The organism is Paenisporosarcina sp. OV554 (assembly GCF_003058165.1).
GTDB lineage: Bacteria > Bacillota > Bacilli > Bacillales_A > Planococcaceae > Paenisporosarcina.
Genome location: NZ_QBUC01000009.1, coordinates 100,182 through 112,508 on the forward strand (window position 1 = coordinate 100,182; position 12,327 = coordinate 112,508).

Below are 12,327 nucleotides of genomic sequence, written 5' to 3' on the forward strand. Positions count from 1 at the left end.
CTCCATCAAACAATAAATTCGACATAGATACGGTAATTCCTTCAATTAAGAACAAAAAATGACAAAAATATTCAACTCGGAGAGTGAACCAAATGAACATCCCAAAAGCAACAGCTGCTGATGTCGCCAAAGTCCTTAGTACTGTCGTGAAAGTTGTTAAGGTTAAAAGAAAATGAACTATCACGTTTTTGAAGATAAAAAGTTCGACTTGAAATTTGATTTCACCGATGAAGAATTAAATGATTTCACTGAACTATGGAATGGCGATATAAGCGCTGAGAATATCGCGACGAAAATGAAAAGAAAACAAATGGAAATCGTGTTACTTATCATGGATCGTGCAGAGTTAGGGATTATCAAGGGGCGGCCTTCTGGATTAAACGGATTATAGGGGGATAAACAATGGATGAAATTACTCAATTAATTCGTGATTATTACTGGATGAAAAAAGAAATTCTACGGTTGGAAACAATTCTTTTCGGGAAAAATATTCCAATGGGTTCGTGGGGAGTGGCTCAATACGGGATAGATGCTGCCATGCCAAAAGGCTCTTCAATTCGAAGTGCAAAGGAACTGGAAAAGATGGATATCCGGGAGATTCGACAAATCGAACGGCTGGAAGCCTATAGGTGGAACGTTTATGCTCTAGAATCAGCAGCAGACGAACTGGACAGTGAAATATTGAAAATCATTTACGATTGTCTACTGGACAACATGACATACCGTCAGATTGCCTTGCATCTCAATATCTCAAAGGACCAGGTTCAAAGGCAAAAGGCAGAAATTATAAGACAGATGCGACAAACGAGACAAATGCGACAGATTACTGCTAATTTGCACAAAGAAAAAACACATGTGTAAACTGGAAGGGAGGTCGGCTAGGCAGGTGGTTCGAGCGACACACCCGGATACAAGATTGATTAGTTCGGGTGTCAAACCTGTCGGTTTTTGTCGAGCGAATTATAAAGAAATTCCCACTTACATGAGGTATATTGTCAGTGGGGGTGCAAATATTGAAGAGAGATTTAAACTTAGTCAGAGAATTGTTTCTTATTATTGAAAGTAACGACGGTAATTCAGAACTTAAACTTCCTGTTGAGTGGGATAGAGAAAATGTGGCCTACCATCTCAAAATTATGGATCAAGCTGGTTACATTAATAACAACACGAAGTGGGCAGGAGACAGGCCGTTTTGGATTTACGCTTCTTTAACGTGGGAGGGGCATGAGTTTTTGGATTCAATAAAAAACGATACCATTTGGGATAAAACCAAAGAAGGTATTAAGAAGAAAGGGTTCGAACTCGGTTCTGTTCCGTTAGCTGTAATAAAAGAGTATGCAACTATGCAAATTAAAAATGTTTTTGGTTTAAGTTAAGCATCCTTCGGGGTGCTTTTTCTATGTCAAAATGAGCGATTAGCATAAAGGAGGCGGGTGAATAATCAAATGGCAAGAGCGAGAAGTCCAGCCCGTGATACGGCATATGAGATCTACAAACTGTCAGAAGGCAAGAAATTACTAAAAGACATTGCTACAGAATTAGACGTCTCTGATTCTCAAATTCGTAAGTGGAAGAATCAAGATAAGTGGGACGATCAAATGAATGGTAACGTAACTAATGAAATAGGTAACGTTACTAAAAGAAATGGCTCACTTAGCGCACCTGCAAATAATGACACACTTGATGGAAGTAAGTCTTCAAAAAAAGAGGTGGCTCGCAAGAAGCGAAGTGGAAACCCGAAACCAAAGAATCAGTTTTCACAACGGAACACCAGGTCATTAAAGCACGGTCTGTTTTCGCGCTATATGCCACAAGAGACACTGGACATCATGGGAATGGTCGAGGATAGTGAACCTGCTGATTTATTGTGGATTCAAATACAAATCCAATATGCTGCAATTATACGAGCACAAAAAATTATGTTCGTTGAATCGAAGGATGAAATGATTAAGGAAATCAAAAAGGTTGAGAGCTCTGAACTTGGCGATAAAGTCGAATATGAGTTCCAGTTCTCTTGGGATCGTCAAGCAACTTTCTTAAATGCTCAATCAAAAGCGATTGGAGAACTTCGAAGTTCCATCAAGCAGTTTAATGAAATGGCTCACGATGATGATGAGCGACTGTTGAAAATTGAACAGATGCGTTTAGGCATTGATAAGACGAAAGCCGAAATCGAGAAGTTGAATGGGAATAACGATGAAGGTCCAATAGAAATCATGATTAGCCGGAAGGGTGGTCGCTAATGGTTTCCGCTCAAATAGAGAAAGAAGTGAATCCTCATTTTGAGGATTTTTTGTTTGACTGGAATCAGAAGTTTCAATTCCTAGTCGGTGGTTACGGATCTAGTAAAAGTTATCATGTTGCCCTAAAAATAATTCTTAAACTCTTAGAAGAGAAACGAACAGCCTTGGTAGTGCGTGAGGTTTACGACACACACCGTGATTCAACGTTTTCATTGCTAGAGGAAATAGTAAATGATTTAGGCCTTGAAGGACGAATCAAATGCCTCTCTTCTCCTATGCAATTGCGTTTCCCTAACGGCAGCAAGATTATTTTTAAAGGAATGGATAAACCGCAGAAGTTGAAGTCCATTAATAACATTTCAATTGTTTGGTTAGAGGAATGTTCGGAAGTCAAATACGCAGGTTTTAAAGAGTTAATTGGCCGGTTACGTCATCCGAAATTAAATCTATATATGATTCTCTCGACAAACCCAGTTAGCGAAGGGAATTGGAGCTACAAACATTTCTTCAAAAACCCATTAACCAAATTCTTTGTTCTGGATGCTGAAGAGCTGTATGAAAAGAGAACCATTATAGTTAACAACACGTATTATCATCATTCAACAGCTGATGATAATTTATTTTTGCCCGAAAGTTATATCGAACAGCTAGAAGACTTAAAAACGCATGACCCAGACCTCTATCGCATTGCGCGTAAGGGGCGTTTTGGTGTTAACGGTATTTTGGTATTACCTCAGTTCGAAGTGCAGTCACACGAACAGGTAATGACTGCTATAGGGAAGATTCAAAAGCCATTACTTAAAAACGGAATGGACTTTGGGTTTGTTAACTCCTATAACGCAGTTGTGAGAATGGCTGTTGATTTAAGCACACTGACTCTCTACATCTACTGGCAGTATTACAAGAACAATATGACTGATGATCGTACAGCTGAAGAACTACAGGAATTAAAGAAAGTCTTAATCAAAGCCGATAGTGCGGAACCTAAGACGATTCAATTCTTTAGACAGAATGGTTTTCGAATGATGGCCACTCGGAAGTTCCCTGGTTCACGTATTCAGTACACCAAGAAGATTAAGAGGTTTAAGCGAATCATTTGTTCAGACCAATGTCCTGACGTTATACGTGAATTGAAGGACTTAACGTTCAAAGTAGATAAAGCCGGTGAAATTATCGAAGACGAATTCAACATTGACCCACATACATTCTCAGCTGTCTGGTATGGCCTTGACGATGTGGAAATGAAGAACCTTAAACTAGGTAAGAAAAGAGGTGAACCGATTGTTGAGATTTAAACGAAGACTTGATGAAAAAGGAATCGATGAAGAGATATTACAAGAAATCATTTCAGCACATAAAAAAGATGCAGATCGTATGACGAAACTATATGAACGATACAAAGCTGAAGAAGATGGCCCTGCTATTTTTAAAAGAGGAGCTGCAGCATTTGACGGCTTCGACGAAAGCAAAAGTGTCCAAAGGTTGGATGATAAGGTAAATAACCGTTTGAACAATGCTTTCGATGCAGAAATAGTTGATACGAAAGTCGGCTATATGTTTGGACATCCCATCAGTTATGACGTGGATAAGTCCAATGAAGAGATGAAAAAAGAAATAGAAGAGTTTTTACTCCGAAATAATGCAGAGGATGCGGATTCGGAATGCGGGAAGATGGCAGCCATCTGTGGGTATTCCGGGCGACTTGCTTACTTCGATTTAGATGGCAAGGAACGTATTAAAAACATCGAACCTTGGGAAGCAATATTTATTGGCCAGGAAGTCCATGAGCCAGATTACTCGCTGTACTATTACAAATCTGATGGTAAGCAGTATGCTGAATTTTACGACGACACTTACACTTACTTTTTCGTTGATGCTGAACTGGTAGACATCCAGCCACATTTATTCGAGTATAATCCGTTCTTCGGGATAGCCAACAACAAAGAGTTAAAAGCTGATGTAGAAAAGGTTTTAGCATTAATCGATGCATACGACAGAACGTTATCAGATGCTTCTAATGAGATTGAACAATATCGACTAGCTTACTTAATCTTAAAAGGTATGGGCGCAGATGAGGACACGCTGAAAGAACTGAAGAAGTCAGGTATCTTTGAATTACTTGGAGAACATGATGACGTGAAGTATTTAACAAAAGAAATTAATGACACGATGATTGAGAATCACCTTGATCGACTAGATGATAGCATTCTTCGTTTTGCTAAATCAGTGAATTTTGCAGATGAATCTTTCGCAGGTACCATTTCAGGAGTTGCAATGCGTTTCAAGCTATTAGCGTTAGAGTCCAAGTGTATAACGATGGAACGAAAGTTCACCTCGACGTTACGGTACCAATTTAAAGTGCTTTTCAGTGCCTGGTATAAACGTAAAGGTTTCCTAAAAGATGATTATCTGAAAGTCTTCTTTAGTTGGAAACGTAATCTACCTGCTAACTTACTAGATGAAGCACAAACGACTGCAGCATTCAAAGGTCACATCAGTGAAAGAACTAGATTAGGAATGCTTTCTCAGGTGGATGATGTGGAGTATGAACTAGAAGAGATGCAGAAGGACGCTTGGCTTTACGGTACAGGCCTAGAACCTTTAGTTGATGAAGAGTTGGTTGACTTTGGCAATGTGGGAAATGGATCTAAAGACGGTTCTGAGAAACCTGATGAATCTGGACCATGTAACGTATGCGCTGGTACCGGGAAAATACAAAGTACCAAAACAGCTGATATGATTCAATGTCCGACATGTAAAGGAAAGGGCGTGAGGAAGTCGTGAATCACCTCGATATCGAAGAAGCCTTAGACAAGGCACTTGCTGTAGCCGAAAGCGCTTTAGAGATTGTATTCGCAAGACGATTGAAAACGATTCTGTTCCAAGTGTCCGAGATGTTCCGTAAGTATTCAAAAGGTCAAGAGTTAACGTTCACCGATTTAAATAAATACAACAGGTATCAAAAAGAAATGAAGTTGGTTAGCGACGAATTGACTAAAGACTACCGCAAAATTGTCAAAGACATTCAAGAGCAAGCCAGTTATCAATACGTAACGAAGTACTTAATGACAGCTTACATAGTCGAACAAAGCATAACACCTGCACCAGACATGGGATTCGATATCCCATCTGCTGCAACAATCAAACAGATTCTTTTAAATCCGATAGCTGAACTAACCTTGCCTAAAGTTATGGAGTCACACCGTAATGAGGTAGTTCGAAAGATTAACATCGAGATTGCTCAAGGATTGATTGCTGGTGAAGGCTATGCTGATATCGCTAAACGATTAGAGAATCAATTAGGCTTTGCATCGAAGAAAGCTAGATTGGTTGCTAGGACTGAGGCAGGACGTTCTCGAAGCATTGCAGCTGAGAAGGTATTTGATCAAGCTGCTGGACACGCAACAATGACAAAGGTATGGGCTTCGATGCTTGATTTACGAGTTAGAAGTAGTCATAGAGTGCTTGATTCAAAACAGGCTGATAAGGATGGATATTTTCATTACAAGACATGGAAAGCTAAAGCACCTCGATTGTGGGGCGTAGCTGAAATGGATATCCAGTGCAGATGCGTAGTCATTATGCAGGTGAATGGGAAACTTCCTGAGAATCGTCGTGAACGTGATTACATGGATGATAAATACCAACAGAAAATGGCTGATCGTATCGATAAATATATGTTTGATGAAGGATTAACCTACATTCAAGCGTTGAAGAAAGCACAAAAAGAAATACAGGCACCTAGTCGTGTGATTCCTTATCTGTCTTATGAAGATTGGGCGAAAGGTAAAACTATGTAGACAGAAACTGTGTAATAGGAATTCACTTTTTGTTTTGCTTTCTTATTACAATATAACTATAAATCGCTACAAATATCATCGGTCCACCAATCAGCAAAGCAACAAAGTACTGAGTATTAATGAAGTGACTATAAATCCATGTATCATACATGAAATCCACCTCGATTCTTGTTTTATTTAGTATGAACGTTAATGTTCACTACTATCCAATCATCAAAAAACGAGTGAGTATCATATACATTTACAACAATTTAAAGTGTCCGCTTATAAAAAGTAAGTATGAGTGATTATTGGGTTTTGGTGTGGTTGAATTTGATATACATCCAACTAAATTTACGGAACTAATAAAACGTTGAGTTAACAGCCTTTTGAAAACAGTTAGTATTCCATAAGATATGTTATGGGAAGCTACGATGAATAATTTATGTATACGAATAGGAGTGTCAATTGTGGAGAAAATGGTGGTTACTACTATCAATGACAAAACGTTTACATTTGAGGGCGATGTAGTTCAATCGGTGAAAAAATACTTTGAGACGTCTGGACATTCAACTCCTTTAGGGTGGGTCGGTGCAGCTGGACACATGGTTAATTTTAATCACGTGGTACATATTGAATTCAAATCCGATAAAAAGGAGCCTTCACAATGATTGATAAAAACGAAAAGTATTTAAAATCCATCGACAATACGCTTAGTGATATTTTGAAAGAATTGAAACGTCAAGGGCGTACTGAGCCAGATATTAAAGTAATGGTGGACGGCAAAGAGTCAGGCTTAATCGTAGCTTCATCTCTGAAAAGAGAGCAAAGTATGGAACGTATGATTCAACAATCACCTCGTTCCCTTTTTTCTGAATACCTGTAAACCCGTATAACCATATTTCTGTAAAGGTGGTGGAAGCATGAACTATACAAAAGAGGATTGCATCAGCGATACCAAGGAACATATCGGTCAAGTTAGGGAATTTATACTCATGTTTGCTCAAGAATTAATTCAACGAGCATTAGTTCATGACCAGTCAAAATTGGAAAGTCCAGAAGTAGAAATATTTACTGAGTACACACCTAAATTAAAACATAGTACTTACGGTTCGGATGAATATAAATCCTTCTTAAAAGGCATGGGAGTAGCTTTAAATCATCATTACGAAAATAACTCACATCATCCCGAACATTACGAAAACGGTGTAAGAGGTATGGATTTGGCTGATATTGTCGAAATGATTTGTGATTGGAAAGCAGCAACAATGAGACATACTGATGGAAATATTACTAAGTCGATTGAATTCAATAAAAATCGGTTCAATTACTCGGACGACCTTGAACAAATATTCAAAAATAGCGTGAAAATGTTCGATTAAAAAAGCTGAATCGTAAAGGTGGTGGTGAATTTTGCTTTGTATTACAAATACGAAATGAAAGAGAGTGTGATCTCCACCATCTCGCTTAGTTAGTGCGTTATCTAACTGGTCATGAGCATGACTTTAAAAGGCTTATTTATTTTGCACTCATAGGCTTTTTAAAACTGACTATAAGGGCACAAGGAGGAAACAGTAATGACTTTAGAAGAAATCAAAGCTTGGCTTTTAGCCAACAAAGATAATGCCGATGTAAAAACGTATCTTGGAGAACTTTCAACGCCAACAGTTGAGGGAGTGGAAGGCTTCTTAGACACGGATGCAGGAAAGAAAGTGCTTCAACCTCGTTTAGATCAAAACTTTACAAAAGGTCTGAACACTTGGAAAGAGAAAAATATTTCTACTTTAGTGGAGCAAGAATTGGCTAAACGGAATCCATCTAAAACCCCTGCTGAAATCGCCCTTGCTGAATTACAAAAGAAATTTGATGATTCAGAGAAGGCAACGAAGAAAGAAAAGAATATGAACACAGCTATCAAACAAGCGACTGCAAAAGGGTTGCCAGTAGATATCTTAGACATATTCGTGAGCCACGATGAAGAAAGTTCGACTGCTAACTATGGCAGATTAGAAGATTCGTTCACTAAAGCTGTTCAGGCAGCAGTCGAAAGTAAATTCAAACAAGGTGGTCGTAACTTCAACAACGACGGCAGCAACAATAAAGCCGATGCAGGTGCTTATGGCAAGAAGATTGCAGCTAATGCAGCAGGAACAAATACAGGGCTTGAAGAAGCTCAAAAATCTTATTTTGAATAAGGAGGAAACATTGGATGAGTAAATTTGTTGAAACAACTTATACGAACAGAAAAAGTATTGTAAAATTCCCGGATCATTACGTAAATTTAGCGGTGACTGTATCGGATGTTGGTGTTGTAGCCAATGTAGACGGTAAAAAGATTGTCCCTGCAGGAACGATTTTGGGCGGTGGCTTTTTAGCTAGTGAAACAGTTCCAGCAGTTAAGTCGAATGGTGCAGGTGCAGAGGGCGTTCTATTTAACGATACTGATGTAACTTATGGCCCTGCTTCTGGAGCTGCTATGATTCACGGTTTCGTTGATTTAGATAAATTACCAGAGGCACCGGTTGCCGCAGCAGTAACAGCATTAAACATGATTAAATTTGTGAAATAAGAGAGGATGACGATAAATGCCAACAATCTTTGATTTAGTAAACGCACAAAATGTTGCGACATACTACCAAAACAACCCATCAAACAGCATTCCATATTTAGGGGCTACGCTTTTCCCTGCTAAGAAACAATTAGGCTTAGACCTTAGTTGGATTAAAGGCGCAAACGGTCTTCCTGTTGCGTTAATGCCTTCTGAGTTCGACGCAAAAGCAACTGTTCGTGATCGTATTGGATTTAGTAAAGTTCAAACAGAAATGCCTTTCTTCCGTGAAGGCAAACGTGTTGGTGAAAAGGATCGTCAAGAATTAAACCGTTTACTTGCTTCTAATCTTGATGGGGTGGTTGATTCACTAATTGCAAACATCTACGACGATGTTGCTGATTTAGTTAAAGGTGCTTTAGTGCAACCGGAACGAATGATCATGCAACTATTATCTACGGGTAAAATTGCTATCACTGCTAATCGCATCAACTATGATTACGATTACAAAATGAAGGCTGAACACAAAGAAGAGTTACTTACTACAGCGCGTTGGAGCGATCCTGCTTCTACACCTATCCAGGACATCATCTCTTGGCAGGACCTTGTTGAAGATAATACAGGCTCACGTCCTACTAGAGCTATTCTGACTCGTAAGACATTCGGTTACTTATCAGCACACGATAGCATCCGAAAAGACTTAAATCCTGTAGGCTCTCAGAACATCATCATGACTGACTCTATGGTTAAACAATATTTGCTTAATAAATTAGGTCTATCTGTTGCGGTTTATAACAAAAAATACACTGCTGAAGACGGCACGTCGAAGAACTTCTATCCGGATGACTACATCACATTGATTCCAGAAGGAGGTCTTGGGAACACGTACTTTGGTACAACTCCTGAAGAATCCGACTTAATGACTGGCCAATCAACAGCTGATGTAAGCATCGTAAATACGGGTATTGCTATTACGACTATCAAAGAAGCAGATCCAGTGAATGTGAAAACAATTGTTTCTGAGATTGTATTACCAAGTTTCGAGAATTTGAATAACATCTTTGCTGCAAAAGTTAACTAATAGAGGGGATTAATTTCCCCTTATCCATCTTTGAAGGAGGACGAGTAAATGCCACAAGTTAAAGTAACATTTAATCGAAATGTAAAATACGGAAACGAGCGCTATGTGGAAAACGCTAAGTTATCAGTCTCTAAAGAAGAATACGAGGCATTATTCAAATCAGGTGTTGTTGGTGAAGTGGATGACGTACCAGGCGATGAACCAGAAGATGTAGATTACTTAACGTTTTCCCGTGAACAGTTAGGCAAGGTAAAGAACGATGACTTAAAAGCTTTCCTTGATAAAGAGAGCTTGGTTTACGAAGATAACTTCACGAAGCCACAATTGATTAACGTGATTCTTGGTGAAGAGGCATGACATTCTATGTAAAATCATCAAACAGTACGATTAATGTGGTAGACGCACAAGGGAAACCTCAACGTGTTACACAACGTGCTTATGATATTTTATATCGTAATCAAGGTTATCAATTAGCCGATGCACCAATTGTCGAAGCAGATGACGATCAAGTGAATTATTTCGTCTTGTCCGAAGAAAAGCTTAAGACAATCAAAAACGATGAGTTAAAAGCTTTCTTGGATAAAGAAGAAATCGAATACGACCCAAAAGCTATTAAAAAGGATTTAATTAAGCTAATCCTAAGAGAGTAGGTGTCGGTATGGAGAATGTACCTTCACAAGAAGTAATTGATCAAATTAAAGCCATTAACGGATGGACTGAGCATGATGATTACGTGGCTACGATGATTCCATTGCTCATTGAACATGTAACCACATATTGCAATAATCCGTTAGGACAAAATCAGACACCGCCTGCACGGTTACCTGGTGGTGTTCTTATATTCATTGCGAAAGCAATTGAGCACAATAAGTTGAAGGCAGGTTTGAAGTCTAGAACAATGGGATCCGTATCTTACTCATATGACTTAGAATTCCCTTCATCAATCATGACGTATCTACGTCCGTATCGGAAGGTGAAGTTCCATGGATCAAGATGAGTATCCTCATGTAGTAGTCTTTCAAACATTCACTAAAGTTCCAGATGGTGCAGCTGGTCACATAAAAGCATGGAAAAATGTATTAGAGTTTAACGGATTCCTAGACACACCTTCAAGCCGGGAGATATTCAAGGCTCATCAGCTAAATAACCCTTTAGACAGAAACTTATACTACCCTTATCGAACAGACGTTGACCCTAAATTGCGGTGCACGTGTGAAGGTGACACTTATGAATTAGTTGGACGTCCACAAGACCAAGGCGGTCAACATGAAGTCATGAAAGTGGCTTTGAAGTTGGTTCCCCATGGCTCGTAGTGGACATATCAGTTTCGGCAGTGGGAAGTTATCAAAGGCGTTGAAACAGTATGGTGAAGGCATAGAGAATGAAATGAAATACATCATTACTCAGACCGCTTACCTCATTCAAGCTAATGCGAAATCGTTAGCTGCTTTCGATGATGGCAATTTAAAAGATTCTATTGAGGTTGAATTCAAAAACGGTGGATTAACTGCCATTGTGAGAGTGACCGCATCTTATGCCGTGTATGTTGAATTTGGCACGGGCATTTACGCTGTTGAAGGAAATGGACGTAAAACTCCATGGACATATTACTCTAATAAATTAGGCAGATTCGTAACCACCGAAGGGATGCAGCCTCAACCATTTTGGTTCCCTGCAATTAAGGTAGGTCAAAAATACTTTAAGAAGGAAACGAGAAAGTTGGGTCTATGATATGACGATTCAAACTGCCATGGCAGAATTATATACAGGTTTGTACTCGCGCCTATCATCTGACCCGACACTTTCGGCAAAGGTGACAGGCGTTTATTCTTCAATAGAAGAAGACCTGGTACATCCGTACTTGACGATTTCAGAGCCGATTTCCGTCCCATTTACAACAAAGTCGAAGTTCGGTGAAGAGTTTTCGGTAGTAATCAGCGCGTGGTCACTCTATGACGGGGATTTAGAAGCCGTGAAGATATTAAACCTTTGCTTAGATGCGTTAGCTGTAAGAATGAACCTTACAGGCTTCAAAATTATCAAAGTAGATGTGGACGAGATACGTGTTTTTAAGGATGCAGATCCACGCATACGTCACGGTATTTTAAGAATGAATTACACGATTCAAAACAACTAGGAGGAATGACTAATGCCGATTTTAGGTAAAGACGTTATATATTTAGTACAAAAAGTTGATGCACCTTTAGGTTCTCCACCACTTGCTGTTGGACACCAAACTGAAGGTAATCACGCAAAAGAACAAGACATGATTGATGAACAAACGAAGTTCGGTCGTATCGTCGGGTATGGTCCAAAGTCTGAGAATATGGAAATTACGTTTTACTCTGAAATTGGGAATAATGGACAAACAGCATTAGAAGATGCATATGACAATGAAGAACAAATTAAAGTGTGGAAGGTGAATGTAAGACTTAATGAGTTAGGTAAACATAACGCAGTATTTGCATTCACAATCATTGAAAATATTGAATCATCCGAACCTACTGATGGATTCGTAGAAGTGAATGTGACGTTACCTGTTATCGCGAACTCTCAAAAAGGTGTGCTTGACGCTTTACCTGCAGACATCATTGAGTTTGCGCAATATGGCTTCGAAGAACCAGGCGACTCTACTGGAGAATATCCAAACCAGACAACAACTCCATAAACAAGAGC

Annotated in this window: 20 protein-coding genes; all 20 read left to right on the forward strand. The window is 39.1% G+C overall.

Annotated features, from left to right (window positions below):
* Nucleotides 1-172 precede the first annotated feature (172 nt).
* Nucleotides 173-391 (forward strand): hypothetical protein, encoded by a 219-nt coding sequence (locus C8K15_RS10035; RefSeq protein ID WP_108586269.1) that lies wholly within the window; start codon nt 173-175, stop codon nt 389-391.
* An 11-nt stretch (nt 392-402) separates the two neighbouring features.
* Nucleotides 403-861 (forward strand): sigma-70 RNA polymerase sigma factor region 4 domain-containing protein, encoded by a 459-nt coding sequence (locus tag C8K15_RS10040; RefSeq protein WP_108586270.1) that lies wholly within the window; start codon nt 403-405, stop codon nt 859-861.
* A 152-nt stretch (nt 862-1,013) separates the two neighbouring features.
* On the forward strand, nt 1,014-1,376 hold the full coding sequence (locus tag C8K15_RS10045; protein WP_158268286.1) for a DUF2513 domain-containing protein: 363 nt from the start codon (nt 1,014-1,016) through the stop codon (nt 1,374-1,376).
* Nucleotides 1,377-1,433: 57 nt separating this feature from the next.
* The gene (gene terS / locus C8K15_RS10050) at nt 1,434-2,243 is read left to right on the forward strand and encodes a phage terminase small subunit (RefSeq protein ID WP_369973723.1); all 810 of its coding nucleotides are present in this window, start codon (nt 1,434-1,436) and stop codon (nt 2,241-2,243) included.
* On the forward strand, nt 2,243-3,538 hold the full coding sequence (locus tag C8K15_RS10055) for a PBSX family phage terminase large subunit (protein WP_108586273.1): 1,296 nt from the start codon (nt 2,243-2,245) through the stop codon (nt 3,536-3,538). The genes terS and C8K15_RS10055 overlap by 1 nt, the downstream gene beginning before the upstream one ends.
* Nucleotides 3,525-5,027 carry a phage portal protein gene (locus C8K15_RS10060; RefSeq protein WP_108586274.1) on the forward strand — a complete coding sequence of 501 codons (1,503 nt, stop codon included), beginning with the start codon at nt 3,525-3,527 and terminating at the stop codon, nt 5,025-5,027. The genes C8K15_RS10055 and C8K15_RS10060 overlap by 14 nt, the downstream gene beginning before the upstream one ends.
* Nucleotides 5,024-6,043, forward strand: a complete 1,020-nt coding sequence (locus C8K15_RS10065) for a phage head morphogenesis protein (protein ID WP_108586275.1) — start codon at nt 5,024-5,026, stop codon at nt 6,041-6,043. Before C8K15_RS10060 ends, C8K15_RS10065 begins: the two co-directional genes overlap by 4 nt.
* Nucleotides 6,044-6,492: 449 nt before the next feature.
* On the forward strand, nt 6,493-6,693 hold the full coding sequence (locus tag C8K15_RS10070) for a hypothetical protein (protein WP_108586276.1): 201 nt from the start codon (nt 6,493-6,495) through the stop codon (nt 6,691-6,693).
* The gene (locus C8K15_RS10075) at nt 6,690-6,908 is read left to right on the forward strand and encodes a hypothetical protein (RefSeq protein WP_108586277.1); all 219 of its coding nucleotides are present in this window, start codon (nt 6,690-6,692) and stop codon (nt 6,906-6,908) included. Before C8K15_RS10070 ends, C8K15_RS10075 begins: the two co-directional genes overlap by 4 nt.
* A 37-nt stretch (nt 6,909-6,945) precedes the next feature.
* A complete protein-coding gene (locus C8K15_RS10080) occupies nt 6,946-7,404 on the forward strand; it encodes a DUF5662 family protein (protein ID WP_108586278.1) in 459 nt (152 codons plus the stop codon).
* A gap of 195 nt (nt 7,405-7,599) precedes the next feature.
* Nucleotides 7,600-8,217 carry a DUF4355 domain-containing protein gene (locus C8K15_RS10085; protein WP_108586279.1) on the forward strand — a complete coding sequence of 206 codons (618 nt, stop codon included), beginning with the start codon at nt 7,600-7,602 and terminating at the stop codon, nt 8,215-8,217.
* 14 nt (nt 8,218-8,231) lie between these two features.
* The gene (locus tag C8K15_RS10090; RefSeq protein ID WP_108586280.1) at nt 8,232-8,591 is read left to right on the forward strand and encodes a hypothetical protein; all 360 of its coding nucleotides are present in this window, start codon (nt 8,232-8,234) and stop codon (nt 8,589-8,591) included.
* A 16-nt stretch (nt 8,592-8,607) separates the two neighbouring features.
* Nucleotides 8,608-9,651 (forward strand): major capsid protein, encoded by a 1,044-nt coding sequence (locus C8K15_RS10095; protein ID WP_108586281.1) that lies wholly within the window; start codon nt 8,608-8,610, stop codon nt 9,649-9,651.
* 48 nt (nt 9,652-9,699) lie between these two features.
* Nucleotides 9,700-10,008, forward strand: a complete 309-nt coding sequence (locus C8K15_RS10100) for a hypothetical protein (RefSeq protein WP_108586282.1) — start codon at nt 9,700-9,702, stop codon at nt 10,006-10,008.
* Nucleotides 10,005-10,301, forward strand: coding sequence for a hypothetical protein (locus C8K15_RS10105; RefSeq protein WP_108586283.1), 297 nt, complete (start codon nt 10,005-10,007; stop codon nt 10,299-10,301). The genes C8K15_RS10100 and C8K15_RS10105 overlap by 4 nt, the downstream gene beginning before the upstream one ends.
* A gap of 8 nt (nt 10,302-10,309) precedes the next feature.
* The gene (locus tag C8K15_RS10110; protein ID WP_108586284.1) at nt 10,310-10,648 is read left to right on the forward strand and encodes a phage head-tail connector protein; all 339 of its coding nucleotides are present in this window, start codon (nt 10,310-10,312) and stop codon (nt 10,646-10,648) included.
* Nucleotides 10,635-10,964 (forward strand): phage head closure protein, encoded by a 330-nt coding sequence (locus tag C8K15_RS10115; protein WP_108586285.1) that lies wholly within the window; start codon nt 10,635-10,637, stop codon nt 10,962-10,964. Before C8K15_RS10110 ends, C8K15_RS10115 begins: the two co-directional genes overlap by 14 nt.
* Nucleotides 10,954-11,382: an HK97-gp10 family putative phage morphogenesis protein gene (locus tag C8K15_RS10120; protein ID WP_108586286.1), complete on the forward strand. Its 429-nt coding sequence runs from the start codon at nt 10,954-10,956 to the stop codon at nt 11,380-11,382. The genes C8K15_RS10115 and C8K15_RS10120 overlap by 11 nt, the downstream gene beginning before the upstream one ends.
* Nucleotide 11,383: 1 nt before the next feature.
* The gene (locus tag C8K15_RS10125; protein ID WP_108586287.1) at nt 11,384-11,788 is read left to right on the forward strand and encodes a DUF3168 domain-containing protein; all 405 of its coding nucleotides are present in this window, start codon (nt 11,384-11,386) and stop codon (nt 11,786-11,788) included.
* Nucleotides 11,789-11,800: 12 nt separating this feature from the next.
* On the forward strand, nt 11,801-12,319 hold the full coding sequence (locus tag C8K15_RS10130; protein ID WP_108586288.1) for a phage major tail protein, TP901-1 family: 519 nt from the start codon (nt 11,801-11,803) through the stop codon (nt 12,317-12,319).
* The last annotated feature ends 8 nt before the right edge of the window (nt 12,320-12,327 follow it).